This window comes from Psychrobacillus sp. FSL H8-0487, from assembly GCF_038008385.1.
Lineage (GTDB): Bacteria > Bacillota > Bacilli > Bacillales_A > Planococcaceae > Psychrobacillus > Psychrobacillus psychrotolerans.
The window spans coordinates 2477015-2498686 of the sequence record NZ_JBBOZA010000001.1 but is presented as its reverse complement, the minus strand read 5'-3'; the positions used below and the strand labels follow the sequence as shown (position 1 = coordinate 2498686).

The window sequence follows — 21672 nt, the reverse complement described above, 5'->3', positions numbered from 1 at the left end:
TAGGAAATATATTGCCCTTAAAGAAAGGAATGTACTATGAGAAAAACTAAAATTGTATGTACAATTGGACCCGCAAGTGAATCAGAAGAAATGTTAGAGAAATTAATAAATGCTGGAATGAACGTTGCCAGATTAAATTTCTCGCATGGTAATCATGAAGAACATGCAGCAAGAATTGAAACGATTCGTAAAGTTTCTAAAAGAATAGGTAAAGTTGTTGGGATATTATTGGATACAAAAGGACCAGAAATCCGTACACATAAAATGGAAAATGGTGCGCTTGAACTTCAGTCTGGAGAAACCATCGAGATTTCGATGACAGAAGTGTTAGGTACACTTGAACGTTTCTCTATTTCTTATGATAAATTAATCGAGGATGTTAACGAAGGCTCGGTCATTCTTTTAGATGATGGCCTTATTGAATTAATCGTTCAAAAAATTGATAAAGAGAATGGAATTATCTCCACTTTTATTCAAAATGCAGGAACGTTAAAGAACAACAAAGGTGTAAATGTACCTGGTGTATCCGTACAATTACCTGGCATGACAGAAAAAGATGCGCAGGATATCCTTTTTGGTATTGAGCAGGATGTAGATTTTGTTGCTGCCTCTTTCGTTCGCCGTGCAAAAGATGTGTTAGAAATTCGCAAACTGCTAGAAGGAAATAATGGAGCACATATTCAAATTATTCCGAAGATCGAAAACCAAGAAGGCGTGGATAATATTGATGAAATTATTCAAGTATCTGATGGTTTAATGGTTGCAAGGGGAGATCTAGGAGTAGAAATTCCAGCAGAAGAAGTTCCTTTAGTACAAAAGAAACTAATTGCAAAATGTAATGAGGCAGGAAAACCTGTTATCACAGCTACTCAAATGCTCGATTCTATGCAACGTAATCCGAGACCTACTCGTGCAGAAGCAAGTGACGTCGCAAATGCTATTTTTGATGGAACGGATGCAATTATGCTTTCTGGAGAAACAGCTGCGGGACTTTATCCAGTAGAGTCTGTGCAAACAATGGATAAAATTGCTCGTCGTACTGAAAATGCAGTAGATTATCGTGAAAATGTTACCAAGATTAGTAAAGCACGCGATGTAAACTTAACTGATGCTATTGGTCAAGCGGTTGCGCACACAGCGATTAACTTGAAAGTAAAAGCAGTTATTGCACCAACTGAAAGTGGATATACTGCTAAAATGATTGCTAAATTTAGACCGGGAGTTCCAATAATCGCGGTAACTTCATCAGAAACTCCTTCTAGAAAACTTACATTAGTTTGGGGAGTATATCCGATTGTAGGGAAAAAAGCTCACTCTACAGATGAGGTTTTAGAGGATGCTGTGGAGGAAAGTATTTTACATCAATATGTTACTCATGGCGATCTAGTAGTGATAACTGCCGGAGTACCTGTAGGAGAAGCAGGCACAACTAACTTGATGAAGGTTCATGTTATTGGAGACTTAGTTGCAAGAGGGCAAGGTATTGGTAAGAATACTGCATTCGGAAAAGCAATAGTTGTGAATAGTGCAGAAGAATTAGCAGGACAAGATACAACAGATAGCATTATTGTGACATTAGGATCTGATCGTGATATGGTTCCGAGTATCGAAAAGTGCAGAGGTTTAATCACTGAAGAGGGTGGTTTAACTAGCCATGCCGCAGTGGTTGGACTTAGCTTAGGGGTACCAGTAATCGTTGGAGTGAAAGATGCTACGACACTTATTAGAAATGGCCAAGAGTTAACGATAGATGCCGAAAGTGGTTTTATCTATCATGGTCGTGCAAGCATAATTTAAGAAGATGCCTCACCATAAAAGGTGGGGCTTTTATTGAATGAAAAATAGCTTTTAGTATATAAGGTATTTATCCAAGAATACTGCTGATTTTCTTTACAGCGCTCTTGCCTGTTTGCCAAAGTTTTTGAATGGTGACGGACAGATAGATGGCATAAGATTACCGAGCAAAGAAAGGCTGGTTGTGACATCAGTCACGACCAGCCTTTCAAAAATTAATCGATAATATTATAGCAACCAATCTGTACAGAGTATTTCGGAAACGCTGGAAACAGGTTATGAACATAGAAGATGCCCTGCGCATTTATTAAAGGAAGGTGAAATGATGAAATGGATTATTGGTTTGTTTATCTTAATCCCGGCGATTGAATTGTATCTCCTCATGTTATCAGGGAAAACTATTGGAGCGGGATACACATTTTTATTGATCATTGCAAGTGGTGTAATTGGCGGATATTTTGCAAAAAGACAGGGCCTAAAAGCATTTCGTGAAGTATCAGAAAGCGTTAAAAACTATCAAGCGCCCGGTGAAGCTGCCATAAATGGTATAAGTATATTTATCGGAGCTATTTTAGTTGTACTTCCAGGATTTATATCCGATATTATTGGGTTCATGCTTTTGTTTGCTCCAACCCGTAATTTATTTAAACCGCTTGTTTATAGATGGATTCGCAAGAAGATGAAAAACGGTCAAGTTATTGTGATGAAGTCTTCGTAAAGTTCTCCCATTTGTGGGCGAATAGATAAATAAATGGACTAAACAAAATTCCTATAAAACCAAAGATTAAAATGGCTGCTGCGCTCAAATAAAAGACGTGGACAGCCTTTATTTGTGTGGTGGAGGACCAGAGTACTGATTCGACGATATGTCTGGTTAACTGAACAAAAAGGTATAAAAGCAAGACAATTGTGCCTACCATTTGCATCTCCATTAAAAAGAAGTAAATACTTAACGGAATCAATATCAAGCCTGTACCTAAAAAAGGAATACTATCGACTAAAGAGATTAGAAAAGCATATTTAATTGGGTTATGCAATCCTAGTACCGAGAATCCAATAGCAATTAAAATGAACGTTAAAACAAATAGTTTAAGCTCCACGTGAATGAACTGATTTACTACAGTGGAAGATTTAAGCAAGGCTCTGTGGCAAAGAGTTCTCATTTTTTTTGGAAAGTAAACTAGAAACCATTCGCGGTCTTTTATAGATTCGAACAAGGAAAAAAACAATCCAATACTAAACAAAAAGATTTCAAAAAAATAAGATGGTAAATGGGTTACGTTTAATAATAAATCATTCAATAGCTTATTTAGTATTGTTTGAAATTTACCTTCAAACATCGTAAATACAGGGTGACTCTGTAATTCCATCACTGGCAACAAAACAACATGCTCGTGTAAAAATGGTATTAAATCAATAAATGTCTGAATGAGAAAAAATAATACGACTAAAAAACTACCTAATATTAAAATAACTGTGAGTAAAACACTTAAGAAAACTGGGAGTTTAAATTTTTTATGTAATAAATTAGTTAAGGGAAAAAGAAAATAACCTCCAATAATTGCCAAAGTGAGAGGGTAAGCAACAAATGATATTAGTATAATTATTCCAAATGGTAGCCATTGTAATAAGAAATCTTTTTTATTTTCTTGTAGAGTAATCATTTTCATCCAATCTTTTCAATTAATTAGGAGATTTAAAGATAAATTTCAACAAACTTAAGCGTTTTCATTCACAAAAACGCCAAAATTGATTATACTGATTAAGTAAGCAATGCTAGGAACATTAATATATACATATAATTCTTCTGATTTATAAAGATTTAATCAGTAGATTTATGTTGTAAAGGGGAGACTATGATATGACAACAACTAAAGGTTTAGAAGGAATTGTAGCGGCAGAGACGTCAATCAGTTCAATCATCGATGATACACTTACATATGTTGGATACGATATTGATGATTTAGCAAATAATGCGGGCTTTGAAGAGGTAGTTTACTTGCTTTGGCATAAACGTCTTCCAAATGCGACAGAATTAGCTGAATTGAAACAGCAATTAGCTGACAATATGGCTGTACCACAAGAAGTTTTGAATCATTTCAAAACATTCCCTATCAATGACGTACATCCAATGACAGCTCTTAGAACAACAGTTTCTATGCTTGCATTATATGATGATGCAGCAGAAGATATGTCCGACGAAGCAAATTACTTAAAAGCTATTAAATTACAAGCAAAAATGCCGACATTAGTGACAGCTTTCTCACGTGTTCGTCAAGGTTTAGAGCCTGTAGCACCTAAAGCAGATTTGGGATATGCAGCTAACTTCTTATACATGTTACACGGAGAATTACCACAGGATATAGAAGTTGAAGCGTTTGATAAAGCACTTGTTTTACACGCAGATCATGAGTTAAATGCTTCTACATTCACTGCTCGCGTATGTGTAGCTACACTTTCAGATATCTATTCTGGTGTAGTAGCAGCTATTGGAGCTTTAAAAGGACCATTGCATGGTGGAGCAAACGAACAAGTAATGAAAATGTTAACAGAAATTGGTACACTTGATAATGTGGACGCTTATATCAAAGATAAATTAGATAACAAAGTTAAGATTATGGGATTCGGTCACCGTGTATATAGAAAAGGAGACCCACGTGCAAAACATTTACGTGAAATGTCTCAGAAACTAACTACACTAAATGGTGAATCTAAACTTTATGATATGTCTATTCGTATCGAAGAAATAGTTACAGGACAAAAGAATTTACCACCAAACGTAGATTTCTATTCTGCATCTGTTTATCATTCGTTGAAAATTGATCATGATCTATTTACACCTATTTTTGCAGTATCACGTGTATCTGGTTGGAGTGCTCATATTCTTGAGCAATATGCAAACAATCGTTTAATCCGTCCACGTGCAGAATATGTTGGACCTGGAATGCAAAAGTATATTCCAATTGAAGAAAGATAATAGTAGTATTATCTTAGTAAGATAGGGCTTAAACACTTTTGTGTTTACTGCCCTATGATTATGATGGTAGGAGGAAATAACAAATGACAACAGGTAAAATTACAGTAGAAAACGGTGTACTTAACGTACCAAACACAGCAGTAATTCCTTTTATAGAAGGAGACGGAACAGGTCCAGATATCTGGGCTGCAGCGTCACGTGTATTAGAAGCTTCAGTAGAAAAAGCTTATAATGGCGAAAAGAAAATTGAATGGAAAGAGGTTCTTGCTGGTCAAAAAGCATTCGATAAAACTGGCGAATGGCTTCCTCAAGAAACTTTAGATGTTATTAATGAATATTTAATCGCTATTAAAGGACCTTTAACTACACCAATCGGTGGAGGAATTCGTTCATTAAACGTAGCATTACGTCAAGAACTTGATCTATACACTTGCCTACGTCCAGTTCGTTATTTCACTGGTGTTCCATCTCCGGTTAAACGTCCTGAAGATACTGATATGGTTATTTTCCGTGAAAACACTGAAGATATCTACGCTGGTATTGAGTATGCACAAGGTACAGACGAAGCAAAAAAACTTATCAACTTCTTACAAACTGAGTTTGGAGTTAAAAATATTCGTTTCCCAGAAACTTCAGGTCTTGGTATCAAACCTATTTCTGAAGAGGGTACAAAACGTTTAGTTCGTGCTGCTCTTAACTATATTATTAAAGAAGGTCGTACTTCTTTAACTTTAGTTCATAAAGGGAATATCATGAAGTTCACTGAAGGTGCTTTCAAAACTTGGGGTTACGAAGTAGCAGAACAAGAATTTGGTGATAAAGTATTTACATGGAACCAATACGATCAAATTAAAGAAGAGCAAGGAACTGAAGCTGCTGATAAAGCACAAGCTGATGCACTTGCGTCTGGTAAAATCTTAGTAAAAGATTCTATTGCTGATATCTTCTTACAACAAATTTTAACTCGTCCAAAAGAGTTTGATGTAGTTGCTACAATGAACTTAAATGGAGATTATATTTCTGATGCACTTGCTGCACAAGTTGGTGGTATCGGTATTGCTCCTGGAGCGAACATTAACTATGTAACTGGACATGCTATTTTTGAAGCTACTCATGGTACAGCTCCTAAATATGCTGGTTTAGACAAAGTTAACCCATCTTCTGTTATTCTTTCAGGTGTCTTAATGCTTGAGCATTTAGGATGGAACGAAGCTGCTAAACTTATCATGGATTCAATGGAGAAATCTATTGCTGCTAAAGTGGTAACTTATGATTTTGCTCGTTTAATGGATGGCGCTAAAGAAGTTAAATGTTCTGAGTTCGCTGATGAACTTATTAAAAACATGTAATATCAATTGAATCTTGGTTGAAAGGAAGGGAATATTCCCTTCCTTTTCTTTAATAGACAGAAAATATTTAAAAATGTGCATTGAACACTGGGTTCAAGATGTTTCAGAATAGAACGCTTCAGGCGGCCGCTTTCCGCGAGCGAGGCCGAGCCTCCTCAGGCCAACAGGATGTTGGTCACAAAGGCGTATAAGAAAGGGCATAGCCTTTCGCTTAGATGGTAAGAGTAGTCATAGTAAATATAATGGTAAAATCATATGTCGAATTAGGATTTGACCATATAGAACAGGCATCTTATTGCCCGATTCTAATAATAATGAACTAAAGGAGTGTTTTCTTATGACATTGAAAAGAAGTAAAATCTCAGTAATTGGTGGCGGATTTACAGGTGCAACAACTGCTTTTCTACTTGCTCAAAAGGAACTTGGTGATATTGTTTTAGTAGATATTCCACAATCCGAAAATGCTACTAAAGGTAAAGCTTTGGATATGGCACAAGCTGGACCCGTCCAAGGCTTTGATGCTGATATCATTGGCACTTCTAGTTATGAAGATGCGAAAGACTCGGATTTAGTAATTATTACGGCTGGCATCGCTCGTAAACCAGGAATGAGCCGCGATGATTTAGTGCAGACAAATCAAAAAGTGATGAAATCTGTTACATCTGAAATCGTAAAATATTCTCCGAATACGACAATCTTAGTTTTAACGAACCCTGTGGATGCAATGACCTATACAGTTTATAAGGAATCTGGCCTTCCAAAAGAACGTGTAATTGGCCAATCGGGAGTACTTGACACTGCTCGTTTCCGAACATTCGTTGCGAAAGAATTAAACCTCTCGGTAAAGGATGTAACTGGGTTTGTACTTGGTGGGCATGGGGACGATATGGTACCGTTAGTTAGATATTCATTCGCTGGTGGAATTCCATTAGAAACTTTAATTGATGCTACTCGCTTAGAGGAAATTGTAGATCGTACTCGTAAGGGTGGAGCGGAGATTGTAAATCTTCTTGGTAATGGTTCTGCTTATTATGCTCCAGCTGCATCTTTAGTAGAAATGGCTGAAGCAATTCTGAAAGACCAAAAACGAGTATTACCATCTATTGCATATTTAGAAGGTGAATACGGTATGAATGGAATTTACCTTGGTGTTCCAACAGTATTGGGTGCTGGTGGTATCGAGAAAATTATCGAACTTGAGTTAACAGAAGAAGAAAAAGCATTATTAAACAAATCAGCAGAAGCCGTTCAAGCAGTTATGAAAGTCTTAGCATAATGATAATTGTCATGAATCGAGTGGGGAAACCTACTCGATTTTTTATTGAGGAAAAAAGAATAGCTTACTGCTTGATAAAGTGTCTTTAGCCATAAGTTCTCCAACACTTAACAGGTCCTATCATCACCTTGCGCTTTGCGTTGGTTTATTGTTAATATAGAATTAGTATAAGGTACAATGCTAGCTCAAAATGAAAGTGTTATGGATGGCGAATTTCCTGTACTGCATCCGATTAAAGAAAAGTAACAAATATTGTAGCTAACATCGATTTGGAATGGGGGTTTCAAATCAACCTTGGAGGCCGATAAAATGAGAAAAGTATTAGTTGTGGATGATGAAAGTTCAATCGTAACTCTTTTAAAATATAATCTTGAAGAAGCAGGCTTTGAAGTCATAACAGCAAATGATGGCTTAGAGGGGCTTAATAAAGCCTTGGAAGAAAAGCCCGATGTGATTTTACTGGATTGGATGTTGCCTCATATGGATGGCATGGAGGTCTGTAAAGAGCTTCGTATTAAGAAGGTGCAAATTCCAATAATCATGTTAACAGCTAAAGATGAAGAATTCGATAAAGTACTAGGTCTTGAACTAGGTGCAGATGATTATATGACCAAGCCATTCAGTCCTAGAGAAGTAACAGCACGAGTTAAAGCTATGATTCGTCGTTCTGGCATTTCTAATGAGAAAAAACAAGAGAAAACAAAAGAAGAAATGTATACTTTCGGTCCACTACAAGTATTTCCAGAACGTTTCGAAGTACTTTTAAACAATGAGGTCATTGAATTTACGCCAAAAGAATTCGAATTACTTGTCTATCTAATCGAAAACAAAAATCGGGTTTTAACAAGAGATCAGCTACTAAGTGCCGTTTGGAATTATGATTTTGCAGGCGACACTCGCATAGTAGATGTACATATTAGCCATTTACGAGACAAAATTGAAGTTAATAGTAGAAAACCTCATTTCATTAAAACAATTAGAGGATTAGGGTATAAGTTTGAGGAGCCTAAGAGCTAATGAAATCATTTCATTCCAAACTTTTTAGAACTTATTCTATTATGATAGGGTTAATATTAGCTTGTCTAGGACTAGTACTTGGGCAGCTTTTTCCTATTTATGCAAAAAACGCTTCCGAAAAGGTCATTAATATTAAATTAGAAGAATTATCTAAAGACTTAGCAACTACAGGACTAACAATTGATGAACAGAGAGATATTAATGAGACGATAGGTAATTCTTTTTACCAAGCGGAGATGCTTGAACCTCATTCCTTATGGATTTTTTTGTTTATCATTTTATCTATTACATTTCTCATTGCACTCTTTTTAGGATCTAGTATTTTCAAAAAGTATGCTCAGCCAATCGAGCATCTGACAGAAACCGCTATGGAATTAGCTAGAGGTAATTATCGAATTCGTGCATTTGAAGATGAATTTTCTGGAATGTCGAAGCTAAGCAACTCTATTAATATACTCGCACGCAGTCTACATGATATATCGGTCATGAGGGAAACGGAAAAAGAGCGGTTAAAAACGTTAATCGAGAATATGGGTAGTGCGCTCATAATGATTGATCGGAATGGTTATATTACGATCGTAAATCGTTCGTTTCTTAAGCAGCTTGATATTTCGTTTAAAGATGTGGATGGAAAGCTATTTAATAAAATCGGGCTTCCTAAAAAAATTGAAGATTTCATTGATCAACTATTTTTAACTGAGGCTTCTAGCCGGGAACAAATATCCATTAAGAAAAACATACATACTTATTATATGGATGCTTACGGAGCTCCTGTCATCGGTGAACATGGAAAATGGCTTGGGATAGTGATAGTCATGCATGAGGTGACGGAGCTTGTGAAACTGGAGCAAGTTAGAAAAGACTTTGTAGCAAATGTTTCGCATGAATTGAAGACACCTGTTACTAGTATTAAAGGTTTTTCCGAAACATTATTGTATGGAGCGTATAAAAATGAAGAAACTTTACTTTCTTTCCTAGAGATAATCCATAAAGAAAGCAATAGACTTCAAATGCTCATTAATGATTTGTTAGATCTTTCCAAAGTGGAACAAGTAGGATATGAAGTAGACTTACAAAAGGTCAACTTATTGGATGTCGTTGCGCGAAGTAAAGAAATGACTAGTCATATTGTTGAGGAAAAGAATATGCGCCTGGAGATAATATCTGATGAGCCAGTCTTTGTATTAGGTGATTTAAATCGTTTAATCCAAATAACGATGAACTTATTGATGAATGCACTGACTTATTCCCCTGAAGATAAAACTGTTACTATAACCATTAGTCAGACTAAAAAGTGTGGAGTAATACGTATTCAGGATGAAGGAATTGGAATTGCAAAAGAAGAGATTAACCGAGTATTCGAGCGTTTTTATCGCGTAGATAGAGCTAGGAGCAGAAACTCGGGAGGAACTGGGCTAGGCTTAGCAATTGTTAAGCATCTAGTGGAAGCGCATCATGGCTTACTAGAAGTAGATAGTGAAGTAGGAAAAGGTACTGTCTTTACGGTATCTATTCCGCTTGTTAAAAGATAACGGAGGTATTTATGAATAACCAACCCTTTATCCCAATAATTATTGGGACAGATATGAATGCTTATAATATGGCAATTTCTTTTCATGAGGAATACAATATTAAGCCAATATTAGTAGGTAAAGAAGAAATGTCTTTTACTAAATGGAGCAGTGTGATTGAACATATTGAGATTCAGCCAAACTTATGGGATAAATCTGCATTTGTTCAAGTACTTTCTGAAGTCGCACAAAAATATAAAACAAACGATAAGCAATTGCTATTAATAGGAACAAATGATTTTTATGTGCGATTAATAATTGAAAATGCCGATGCTTTAAAGAAAATGTATGTTTTTAACTATATGTCGGAAGAATTAATGAACAATCTATTGGTGAAATCAAATTTCTATAAGCTTTGTGAAGAGCATGGAATTGATGCACCGAAAACTTATTATTATTCATGTGCAAAAAAAGCGGCATTTACAGAGGAAGTTCTCTATCCGCTAATTATAAAACCAAGTAATGGTGTGATGTATTATAAAAACAAGTTCCCTGGCCAGCAAAAAGTTTATCGAGTAGAGTCTAAAGCGGAACTAGATGATATTTTAGAAAAAGTAAATGCAAGTGGTTATACGGAAGACTTGATCATTCAAGATTACATCCCAGGCGATGATACATATATGTGGGATTCCGTATTTTATATGAATTCTAAAGGTAAAGCTGAACTTAGCACTCTTGCACAAGTGGTGCTACAAGAGCATACTGTAACTGCTATTGGTAACTATACAGCGCTTATTACTCGATATAATGAGGAACTAATGAAAAAGCTACAGCACTTTTTAGAAGCAGTCGGTTATGTAGGTTTTGCTAATTTCGATTTAAAATTTGATGAGCGAGATGGCAAGTTCAAAGTATTTGAAGTAAATATTAGACAAGGTCGTTCTAGTTATTATACAACTGCTCTTGGACATAATATGGCTAGATATTTTGTGGATGATGTTATTTATCAAAAGGAAAAAGCCCTTACTTTGTTGAATGAGCATTATTTGTTTACGGTAGTACCTAAAATAGTATTAAAGAAATTTGTTGAAAATGAAGAGATTCAACAAGAGGTTAGAATGCTATTGAGGTCTGGTAAATGGGGAAATCCACTTTTCTACAAGAAGGACAAGCATTTTACGCGTAAATTATTTTTAGTTGCTCGTCAGTTCAATTATTATAAGAAGTATAAAAATAATAATTGGTAAGGAAATATTTACAATTTATTCACAAGGGGTTTACAATTGTTTGCTATATTTAAAAAGACCCCTTTTCCAAACGATGTACCTAAAAAGCTAGCATTTTTGCTAGCTTTTTTTATTTGGCTCAAATAATATCCTATTCCAACTAAACCCTTCAAAATTCCAACTAAAAAACAAAACCCAAGAAAAGTAAAGGAAACAAGTATTCTATTAATTTTGAAACTAATTACCAACTTAAACCGTAAAAGGAAGTATACATAAAAAGGAGGAAATAATATGAGTACTAAAAGATTATTAACTATTATCGCTTTGAGCTTAATGGGCATTATGTTAATTTCTGCTGTTTTTACTTCATGGTATACGGTAGATGAGTCGGAACAAGCAATCGTCATCACATTTGGTGAAGCGAGTGAGCCAATAGTGGATCCGGGATTGAAGTTTAAAATGCCATGGCCAATTCAAACAGTAGAAAAACTGTCTAAAGAAACGTTTAGTCTGAAATTTGGTTATAGCCAATCTGCAGATGGAGAAATCGAATCATTTGATAAGGATACAAAAATGATTACAGGGGATGACAATATTGTATTAACGGATTTAGTCGTTCAATGGAAAATAACAGATCCTAAATCATATTTATTTAACGCGGAAAATCCAAGAGAACTACTTCATGATGCAACTTCAGCTTCGATACGTTCCATTATTGGGAACTCTAAAATAGATGATGCTTTAACATCTGGGAAAGCTCAAATTGAGAGTGATACAAATGATTTGCTACGCTCGTTAATAGAAAAGTACGATATTGGTATCTCTGTATTAACAGTGAAGCTACAAGATGTGGAGCTTCCCAATGCAGAAGTTCGTTCAGCATTTACAGCGGTAACAGACGCTGAAGAAACGAAAAATACAAAAGTAAATCAGGCCGATAAATACAAGAACCAAAAGTTAAGTGAAGCAATAGGTGAAAAAGATGCGATTATATCTAATGCGAATGGGTATAAAACCGCTCGTATAGAACAAGCAAAAGGGGATATAGCACTATTTGATAAACTCTATGTAGAATATCAAAATAACAAAGAGATTACAAAACAGCGTTTAGTTATGGAGACATTAGATGCAGTACTACCAAATGCTAATCTGTATATTATGAATGATGATGGTGGGACGATGAAATATCTTCCTCTTCAATCACTAGAAGCTACTAAACAAGCAACTCCACCAGCTAGTACTACAACTGAAACAGAGACAGAAACAGAAGAAGGGAGCGGAAAGTAATGACTGAAAACAAAAATCCATTCTCCAATCTAGAAGCAAAGTTTAAGACTGTAGATAACAAAGCAAGTAAAGCTCCTAAAGAGAAAAAACCGATAGATTACAAAAAATATACGAAGTCATTTATCGCCATCTTCTTAATTTTTGTCTTGTTCATTATCGCCCTTGCGAATATCTATGTGGTCAAAGAGGGAGAATTTAAAGTTATTCGTCAGTTCGGGGAGATCAAAGACATTAAACAAAATCCCGGAATTCATATGAAAATACCATTCGTTCAATCTGTCACTACAGTACCTAAATATCAAATGAATTATAATATATCTGAGGCAGAAATAAATACGAAAGACAAACGTCGAATCATTATTGATAATTACGCAGTGTGGAGAGTGGTAAATCCAAAAGAGATGATCTCTAGTGCGGGTACATTAGTTGGAGCTGGCTCCCGTATGGAGGAATTCATCTACTCAGTTGTTCGCTCGGAGCTAGGTCAATTAGAATATAGTGAAATTATTAATGATGAAAATTCATCTCGTGGTAGTTTGAATGATCAAATAACAAACCATGTTAATGAGTTATTGAAAAAAGATAACTATGGAATTGAAGTAATAGATGTTCGTATTAAACGAACAGATCTTCCTTTGGAAAATGAGCAATCTGTATACAATGAAATGATTTCAGAAAGACAAAGTATTGCTCAAAAATTCCTTTCTACCGGGGATGCAGATAAACGTAGAATTGAAGCGGAAACTGATCGCGAGGTTCGTGAAATGTTGGCATCTGCCAATAAAGAAGCATCTGTCATAGCGGCTGAAGGGGATGCAGAGGCAGCAAAAATCTATAACCAAAGTTTTTCAAAGGATCCCGAGTTCTATTCGCTGTACAGAACTTTAGAATCTTATAAGAAAACAATTGGAAGTGAAACGATGATCATTATCCCTTCTGATTCACCATATGCAAACATCCTATCAGGTTATCTAGAATAGTATATGAATCGTCATTCTCCTTACTGTCATGGTAAGATATAGGGAATGACGGTTTTTATTATTAAGGAGTGAATGTATTTGTCAACCGAGAAAATCCTATTATTAGACGGCAATAGTTTGGCATACCGAGCTTTTTTTGCCCTACCTTTATTAACAAATGAACATGGAATACATACAAACGCAGTATATGGCTTTACAATGATGCTACAAAAAATTATGGATGAAGAAAATCCTACTCATATGCTTGTGGCATTTGATGCCGGGAAAACGACCTTCCGTCACTCTACTTTTGGGGATTATAAAGGTGGAAGACAAAAAACACCACCAGAACTATCGGAACAATTCCCTTATATACGCAAGTTAATCGACGCTTATGGTATTAAGCGGTACGAACTGGAAATGTATGAGGCAGACGATATTATCGGTACTTTAAGTAAGCAAGCAGACGAAAAAGGGCAGCAAGTTGTAATTGTTTCAGGTGATAAAGATTTAACGCAACTAGCTACCGATAAAACAACTGTGTATATCACAAGAAAAGGCATTACCGATATTGAAAAATATACACCTGAACATGTACAAGAAAAGTACGGCTTAACTCCATTACAGATTATAGACATGAAAGGTTTAATGGGAGATGCTTCTGATAATATTCCAGGAGTTCCTGGTGTCGGAGAAAAAACAGCTATTAAGCTTTTAAAAGAACATGGTTCGGTAGAGGATTTATATAAAGCACTTGATACAGTTAGTGGCGTTAAACTAAAGGAAAAACTCATCGCCAACGAAGAGCAGGCAATTATGAGTAAGGCATTAGCTACGATTGAAACAGCTGCACCGATACAGATTTCTATAGACGATCTTTCATATACTGGTCCTAATATGGAAGAGGTAATTGAAGTTTGGAAGGAACTAGCTTTTAAAACTCTTCTTGAGAAATCTGACTATATTTCTGAGGAATCCGAAACTACAGAAGTAGCATTCGAGATTGTTGAAAAAATTGACTCTACAATATTAGATAAAGTAATGTCAGTCCATTTAGAAATGTATGATGGGCAATATCATACAAGCGAATTATTAGGTATTGCTTTATCAGATGGAGAAAAGGGTTATTTTGCTCCTGCTGATATAGCTTTTCAATCGAAGGATTTTTGTTCTTGGTTAGAAAATGCTACGAATAAAAAGTATTTAGCAGACTCCAAAGCAACACAAGCAGTGAGTAGAAAACATAATGTGAATGTACATGGAGTGGAATTCGACCTTCTTTTAGCAGCGTATATAGTAAATCCTGCTATCTCTTCAGAGGATGTTGCGGCTATTGCTAAAGAATTTGGATATTTTAACTTGCTGACAAACGATAGTGTTTATGGGAAAGGTGCCAAAAAAACCGCACCTGAAATCGAGAAAATTGCAGAACATGCCGTAAGAAAAGCAAGGGCTATTTGGGACTTGAAAGAAAAGTTAGAAGTAAAACTGGAAGAAAATGAACAATATGCGTTGTATAAAGAAATAGAGCTACCGCTTGCATCTATCCTTGGTACGATGGAATCAGATGGGGTGCTGGTGGATAAACAAATTCTTGTAGAAATGGGTCATGAGCTTAATATTAAGTTACGAGCGATTGAACAAGACATTTATGCGTTAGCTGGTGAAACGTTTAATATTAATTCACCTAAACAATTAGGTGTAATACTATTTGAAAAAATTGGTCTTACCCCTATTAAAAAGACAAAAACGGGCTATTCAACTGCAGCAGATGTTTTGGAAAAACTAGCAAGTGAACATGAAATAATTGAGCAAATTTTACTATATCGTCAATTAGGTAAACTCAATTCCACATATATCGAAGGATTATTAAAAGAGATTCATGAAGATGATGGGAAGATCCATACCCGATATCAGCAAGCCTTAACTTCAACTGGGCGTTTGAGTTCGATCAATCCAAACCTTCAAAATATACCAGTTCGTTTAGAAGAAGGTAGAAAAATACGTAAAGCCTTTGTTCCTTCACAACCGGGATGGGTAATGTTTGCGGCGGATTACTCTCAAATTGAATTGCGTGTTCTTGCCCATATGTCTAAGGATGAAAACCTGGTAGAAGCTTTTAATAATGATCTGGATATTCATACTAAAACGGCTATGGATGTATTCCATGTGGAGCAGGAAGCAGTAACGTCCGATATGCGCCGTGCTGCTAAGGCAGTTAACTTTGGGATTGTGTATGGTATTAGTGATTATGGTTTATCACAAAACCTAGATATTACTAGAAAAGAAGCGGCGACATTTATCGAGAATTATTTAAATAGCTTCCCAGGTGTAAAAGGATATATGGATGATATCGTTCATGATGCGAAACAAACAGGCTACGTTACAACAATTTTGAATAGACGAAGATATTTGCCTGAAATAACAAGTTCTAACTTTAATCTCCGCAGTTTTGCAGAACGTACTGCTATGAATACACCAATTCAAGGGAGTGCAGCCGATATTATTAAAAAAGCAATGATCGATATGGCGGAAAGATTAATATCAGAAAATATGCAGACCAAAATGCTACTACAAGTACATGATGAATTAATTTTTGAGGCTCCACCAGAGGAAATTGCAATGCTAGAAAAAATAGTGCCAGAGGTGATGGAAAACGCTATTAAACTGATTGTACCTTTGAAAGTGGATTATGCCTTTGGTTCATCTTGGTATGACACGAAGTAGGGGGTAACTTGTATGCCGGAATTACCAGAAGTAGAGGGCGTATTACGCGCCCTTCAACCAATTGTAACTGGAAAGACTATTAAGTCAGTAGAAGTTTCTGAAACCATTTATAATTCCAAAGCAATTGGTAAAGAAGCAATTATTAAAGGGTTAGATGTAGAGCAGTTTTGTCTAGTTTTACCTGGCACAAAGATCGACCATCTAGAAAGAAGGTCCAAATATATTTATTTTCATCTTCTAAAGGATGGACTCCCTTATATGCTTGTATCGCATTTGGGCATGTCAGGGGCATGGTTTTCTGTGAAAAACTTGCATGAAATTACAGAAGCTAAGTTTAGAAAGCATGCGCATGTTACCATCTATTTTGAAGAAGGGGATCTGTTAGTCTATTCGGATATCCGACGGTTTGGCGAACTGCGATTCTTAGAAACAGAAGCGGACTACCCACCTCTACTATTAATGGCACCTGAGCCTTTTGATCAGCATGCATTAGATCATTTTCTGCATATGAGTGCATTGCCAAAATACGAAAATAAGGCCATAAAAGAATTTATCATGGATGGTCATGTTGTATCTGGTTGTGGCAATATTTATGCAACAGAAGCATTATTTCGTATGAAAATACATCCGGCTCGGGCAGTAAAAAGAATTAGTAGAGAGCGGAAAATTCATTTGTTTCAAGAAATTGTAATTGTCTTACTTGATAGTATAGAAAATGGGGGTAGTACGATCTCTGATTATCGTACTATTAATGGCGGAGCAGGAAATATGCAAAATAGACTTCAAATGTATGGCAAAAAGGAATGTGGATTCTGTGGCACGAAAACGAAACAGAAGACAATCGGTGGTCGGACATCTACCTATTGCCCAGCATGTCAAAAATAAGGGAGCAACCAGATGATTATTGGATTAACGGGAAGTATTGCTAGTGGGAAAAGCACCGTTGCGAATATGTTATCGGAAATGGGCTTTCCCATTATTGATGCAGATCTTGTCGCGCGTGTAGTAGTTGAAAAAGGAACTGCGACTCTAGAGACAATTAAAGAAGTTTTTGGTACACAAGTTATCCATGAGGATGGAACGTTAAATAGGGAAGAATTAGGGGCATTAATTTTTTCAGATCCTTCCAAACGTAAGCAGTTAAATGATATTATGCATCCTGCTATCCGGGAAGAAATGTTAGTGCAAAGGCAACAGCTTGTGCAACAAGGGAATCCAGTAATTATTATGGATATACCATTGCTTTTTGAAAGTAGATTACAATCTTTTGTCGATAAAATCCTTGTTGTGACTGTAACTGAACAAAAACAATTAGAAAGATTGATGGCTCGAAATGGTTTTACACATGAAGAAGCCAGATTACGTATTCAATCACAATTACCTTTGTCTGTTAAAGAAGAAGGTGCGGATGCGGTTATTTATAATAATGAAACCATTGAGGAAACAAAACAACAATTGCAAAAAATATTGGAGATTTGGGAGCAAACAAACTAAAGGTTAGTTAATAACATTTTAAGCATTAGAATTCGAAAAGTGATATTATTTTTTCGCAAGTGGAAATAAAGAATAAGAGAAGCGTCTGAATTTGTATCTTCAGATGCTTTTTCTAAGTATAAGGAAAAATTTCCTTCTATTATTCCTAAATAGTATTGTTGAAGAGGATTTGCGTACAGGTAAATGCCATCATATTTTCGAAAAAAGAAAGGTTGTTTGTGACGTTAGTCATAAACAGCCTTTTAAAAATACTCGGTAATAGTAGAGAAATAATTCGATTCATAGCCAATAAGAAACTATAGTAACAGGTTTTTACTTTCCTAACTTCAGCTGTTCTGTAACCAACTGCAAAGTTATTTGAAAATACTAACATTTATAATGTATACTTTAGGGGCTACACAATAAAGAAAATGTGTTATACTAATTCAAGGTTATAAACAATTAAGTATCACACAGTTACAGGAGGACTTTTCACATGACAGTTTCAGTAGCGATTAATGGTTTTGGACGTATCGGACGTATGGTTTTTCGTCAAGCAATAGCACAAGAGGATTTAAATGTGGTAGCGATAAATGCGAGATACCCATTAGAGACGTTGGCACATCTTATTAAATATGATTCTACACATGGTACTTTCACTGGAGATATTTCATTAGCAGAAAACGCACTAATCATTGATGGTCAGCGTGTTCAAATTGTGGATGATCGAGATCCAGCAAATTTACCTTGGAAAGAGTTAAACGTGGATATTGTAATTGAATCTACTGGAAAATTTAATGATGGAGAAAAAGCTAAAGCACATATCGAAGCTGGTGCGAAAAAGGTAATAATCACAGCTCCTGCAAAAAACGAAGATGCCACAATTGTTATGGGAGTTAACGATGATAAATTAGATTCATCGATTCACCATATTATTTCAAACGCTAGCTGTACTACAAATTGCTTAGCACCTGTAGTTAAAGTATTAAATGATACATTTGGTATTGAAAATGGGTTAATGACGACTGTTCATGCATATACAAACGATCAGAACAATCTCGATAATCCTCATAAAGATTTAAGACGTGCACGTGCTTGTGGCCAATCAATCATTCCAACTTCCACTGGCGCTGCGAAAGCACTTTCACTTGTGTTACCTGAGCTTCAAGGGAAAATTCATGGTATGGCGTTACGTGTGCCGACTCCGAATGTCTCTTTAGTAGATTTAGTAGTAGATTTACAGAAGGATGTTACTGTTGAAGAAGTAAATGATGCTTTTGTAAAAGCATCTGAAGGGGCAATGCAAGGGATTTTAGGAATTACGATGGAGCCGCTAGTATCAATCGACTTTAATACTTCTACATTATCTACTACAGTAGATGGGTTAACTACTATGGTAATTGGTAACCGTAAAGTGAAGGTTCTTGCATGGTATGATAACGAGTGGGGTTACTCTGCTAGAGTAGTGGACCTTACTAAAAAAGTAGCTTTATCACTGTAATTATCTTATCCTCTTTCTAGATGATAGAAAGAGGATTTATTAGTTCTTGCATAATTCTGTAAAACAACATATAATGAGAATCGTGTTACTTTATTAGAACACCGACTACTTAAAGGGTTAGGACCTCTTTGGACTAACTTTCCCCCGTGGTAGTCAACTTTGAGGTTAAAAATAAACTTATCAAAGGGGGAAACGGACATTGGAAACAATGGGACGTCACATTATTGCAGAACTATGGGAGTGCGATTTCGACAAACTTAACGATATGCAATTTATCGAACAAACATTTGTTGATGCTGCACTAAAATCTGGTGCAGAAGTTAGAGAAGTTGCATTTCACAAATTTGCGCCACAAGGTGTAAGTGGAGTCGTTATTATTTCCGAATCGCATTTAACGATTCACAGCTTTCCAGAGCATGGTTATGCGAGCATTGATGTGTATACATGTGGTGATTTGGATCCATCAATCGCAGCTAACTATATTGCAGATGCTCTTAATGCTGGAATTCGCGAAACGTTAGAAATGCCACGTGGTATGGGACCAGTTAAAAAGCCTGCATCACGTTTGACAGTTCAAGCGTAATAAATTTATACCTGACTGAGTGAGCAGAGGAGTGATTCCTCTGCTTTTTCGATTTTATAGAAGAATATTGTTATAATAGATACATACATAAAAATACCGTGAAGAATTAGGAGAGATCTATATGAGATGCCCAACTTGTCAATACAATGGCACAAAAGTTGTCGATTCTCGTCCTGTGGATGACAATAAGGCAATCCGAAGAAGAAGAGAGTGCGAAGAATGTGGATTTCGTTTTACCACATTCGAAAAAGTAGAAGAGACACCATTAATCGTTATTAAAAAAGATGGTTCTCGAGAAGAGTTCAGTCGAGAAAAAGTATTGCGTGGGCTAATTCGTGCATGTGAAAAGAGACCAGTGGAGTTAGAACGACTAGAAAATATTGTTTTCTCTATAGAAAAAGAATTGCGAAGAATGGGAAATGCAGAAGTTAGGTCAGAGGACGTCGGAGAGATTGTCATGGACCAGCTAGCAGAAGTAGATGAAGTAGCTTATGTTCGTTTTGCTTCCGTCTATCGCCAATTTAAAGATATAAATGTATTTATCGATGAATTAAAGGAAATTTTAAAGAAAAACCCTTCCTTATAAATAGCATTATTTTAATACTTATCAATATAAAGGAGTAGATACAATTGTCGATGTTATATAAAGAACTACAGCCAGCAGATTTGTATATGATTCGCTTACCATATTCTTTATCAGATTATGATCGGCAATTGTTAACTTTGTTTTATCAACCGTTAGTTGGAGCAGAAAGCATAAGTTTGTATTTAACACTTTGGGCAGACGGAGACCATAATGATAAAGAGCGATGGTCACATTATCAACTGATGAATGTCCTTGGAATGCCAATAGGGAAAATTTTTCAGGCCCGTCTTGCTCTGGAAGCAATTGGTCTTCTCCGTACTTGGAAAAAAACAATGGAGGATGGAAGTGTATTCCATTATGAACTTGCAGCACCATTAGATGCTGAGTCATTTTTAAAGGATCCATTACTTTCTATGTTTTTGCTCAATAAAGTAGGAGAAAATGCCTTTAAACAACTACGTAATCGATTTATACTAAGTTCTAATTGGAATGACGGTTTCACGGACGTCTCTAGAACTTTTGTTGATGTATTTAAACCGTCTACTAAAATGAATAATACTGTATCTTACGATGAAGATTTCGAATCGAAGGAAAGAAAGTCTTCTGTTCCTTTTTATTATAATGACTTTGACTTTTCGTTACTTCAAGAAGGTCTTTCAGAACAATTAGTGCCTAAATCAGCGATGACAATAGAAGCGAAAGAAGTAATTGCAAAACTCTCTTTTTTATATAATTTAAGTCCTGTGGAAATGCAAAAAGTTGTTATACTAGCGTTAGATGATGATCTGCATTTATCCGAAGCGAGATTAAAGAAAGCGTGTGCAGATTATTACAAGCTGACTGTTTCGAAAGTAGCCCCTATTATTGAAAAGATTCAGAAAAAAACTGTACCTTCTGAACCTACGGAGCCTTTAACAAAAGAAGGTGAGTTAATACATTATTTAGAAACAACGCCTCCGATATCTGTATTAAAAGATATTGCGAATGGGAAAGAACCAATTCTTGCAGACGTTCAGTTGGCGAATCATTTTGTTACTCATTTTAAAATGCCAGTTGGAGTTGTAAATGTATTGTTGCAATATGTATTACTACGTACAGACATGAAACTCACGAAAAATTATGCAGAGAAAATTGCTTCTCATTGGATGAGGAAGAATGTCAAAACAGCCAAAGAAGCAATGGAGCTTGCTCGAAACGAACATGAACAATATGTAAAATGGAAAAATGAAGGTTCTCCACAAAAAACATATACTAAAAAACCGACTCGCGAGGAAAAAGTGCCTGATTGGTTTTATAAAAAAGATGGGGAAACGAAAAAATCAACTGGTAAAAATACAAATGGAATACAAAATATTGATGAAGAACGGCAAAAATTATTAGCAGAGCTAGGCATGCTGAAAAGGTAG

Annotated in this window: 18 protein-coding genes; 17 read left to right on the top strand and 1 reads right to left on the bottom strand. The window is 35.8% G+C overall.

Annotated features, from left to right (window positions below):
* Window positions 1–36 precede the first annotated feature (36 nt).
* Window positions 37–1797 (top strand): pyruvate kinase, encoded by a 1761-nt coding sequence (gene pyk, locus MHI47_RS12730; RefSeq protein WP_340762918.1) that lies wholly within the window; start codon window positions 37–39, stop codon window positions 1795–1797.
* Window positions 1798–2116: 319 nt separating this feature from the next.
* Entirely contained in the window at window positions 2117–2512 is a 396-nt protein-coding gene (locus MHI47_RS12725) for an FxsA family protein (protein ID WP_245762673.1), read from the top strand.
* Here the strand turns inward: MHI47_RS12725 and MHI47_RS12720 are convergent.
* A complete protein-coding gene (locus MHI47_RS12720) occupies window positions 2490–3458 on the bottom strand; it encodes an AI-2E family transporter (protein WP_175496239.1) in 969 nt (322 codons plus the stop codon). The two genes, MHI47_RS12725 and MHI47_RS12720, sit on opposite strands and share 23 nt — an antisense overlap.
* 197 nt (window positions 3459–3655) lie before the next feature.
* On the opposite strand from MHI47_RS12720, the gene citZ reads away from it, so the two are divergent.
* The 15 genes from citZ (at window position 3656) to MHI47_RS12645 (ending at window position 21672) form a co-directional block, all read left to right on the top strand.
* Complete coding sequence (citZ, locus tag MHI47_RS12715; RefSeq protein ID WP_093536897.1) at window positions 3656–4771, top strand: citrate synthase; 1116 nt, start codon at window positions 3656–3658, stop codon at window positions 4769–4771.
* Window positions 4772–4854: 83 nt separating this feature from the next.
* On the top strand, window positions 4855–6120 hold the full coding sequence (gene icd / locus MHI47_RS12710) for an NADP-dependent isocitrate dehydrogenase (protein WP_093536898.1): 1266 nt from the start codon (window positions 4855–4857) through the stop codon (window positions 6118–6120).
* Window positions 6121–6457: 337 nt separating this feature from the next.
* The gene (gene mdh, locus MHI47_RS12705) at window positions 6458–7396 is read left to right on the top strand and encodes a malate dehydrogenase (protein ID WP_340831055.1); all 939 of its coding nucleotides are present in this window, start codon (window positions 6458–6460) and stop codon (window positions 7394–7396) included.
* Window positions 7397–7705: 309 nt separating this feature from the next.
* Window positions 7706–8413: a response regulator transcription factor gene (locus MHI47_RS12700; RefSeq protein ID WP_340831054.1), complete on the top strand. Its 708-nt coding sequence runs from the start codon at window positions 7706–7708 to the stop codon at window positions 8411–8413.
* Entirely contained in the window at window positions 8413–9945 is a 1533-nt protein-coding gene (pnpS, locus tag MHI47_RS12695) for a two-component system histidine kinase PnpS (RefSeq protein WP_340831053.1), read from the top strand. The genes MHI47_RS12700 and pnpS overlap by 1 nt, the downstream gene beginning before the upstream one ends.
* 11 nt (window positions 9946–9956) lie before the next feature.
* Window positions 9957–11171 carry a carboxylate--amine ligase gene (locus MHI47_RS12690; protein WP_093536902.1) on the top strand — a complete coding sequence of 405 codons (1215 nt, stop codon included), beginning with the start codon at window positions 9957–9959 and terminating at the stop codon, window positions 11169–11171.
* A 270-nt stretch (window positions 11172–11441) separates the two neighbouring features.
* Window positions 11442–12437: an FtsH protease activity modulator HflK gene (gene hflK, locus MHI47_RS12685; RefSeq protein WP_093536903.1), complete on the top strand. Its 996-nt coding sequence runs from the start codon at window positions 11442–11444 to the stop codon at window positions 12435–12437.
* A complete protein-coding gene (gene hflC, locus MHI47_RS12680) occupies window positions 12437–13417 on the top strand; it encodes a protease modulator HflC (protein ID WP_340831050.1) in 981 nt (326 codons plus the stop codon). The genes hflK and hflC overlap by 1 nt, the downstream gene beginning before the upstream one ends.
* A 78-nt stretch (window positions 13418–13495) precedes the next feature.
* Window positions 13496–16123 carry a DNA polymerase I gene (polA, locus tag MHI47_RS12675; RefSeq protein ID WP_093536905.1) on the top strand — a complete coding sequence of 876 codons (2628 nt, stop codon included), beginning with the start codon at window positions 13496–13498 and terminating at the stop codon, window positions 16121–16123.
* 12 nt (window positions 16124–16135) lie between these two features.
* Complete coding sequence (mutM, locus tag MHI47_RS12670; RefSeq protein WP_340762911.1) at window positions 16136–17008, top strand: bifunctional DNA-formamidopyrimidine glycosylase/DNA-(apurinic or apyrimidinic site) lyase; 873 nt, start codon at window positions 16136–16138, stop codon at window positions 17006–17008.
* Window positions 17009–17020: 12 nt separating this feature from the next.
* Window positions 17021–17617 (top strand): dephospho-CoA kinase, encoded by a 597-nt coding sequence (coaE, locus tag MHI47_RS12665; protein WP_340831046.1) that lies wholly within the window; start codon window positions 17021–17023, stop codon window positions 17615–17617.
* A 475-nt stretch (window positions 17618–18092) separates the two neighbouring features.
* Window positions 18093–19097: a glyceraldehyde-3-phosphate dehydrogenase gene (locus tag MHI47_RS12660; RefSeq protein WP_093536908.1), complete on the top strand. Its 1005-nt coding sequence runs from the start codon at window positions 18093–18095 to the stop codon at window positions 19095–19097.
* A 199-nt stretch (window positions 19098–19296) separates the two neighbouring features.
* The gene (gene speD / locus MHI47_RS12655; protein WP_093536909.1) at window positions 19297–19680 is read left to right on the top strand and encodes an adenosylmethionine decarboxylase; all 384 of its coding nucleotides are present in this window, start codon (window positions 19297–19299) and stop codon (window positions 19678–19680) included.
* 121 nt (window positions 19681–19801) lie between these two features.
* Window positions 19802–20266, top strand: a complete 465-nt coding sequence (gene nrdR, locus MHI47_RS12650) for a transcriptional regulator NrdR (protein ID WP_093536910.1) — start codon at window positions 19802–19804, stop codon at window positions 20264–20266.
* A gap of 50 nt (window positions 20267–20316) precedes the next feature.
* Entirely contained in the window at window positions 20317–21672 is a 1356-nt protein-coding gene (locus MHI47_RS12645) for a replication initiation and membrane attachment family protein (RefSeq protein WP_340832051.1), read from the top strand.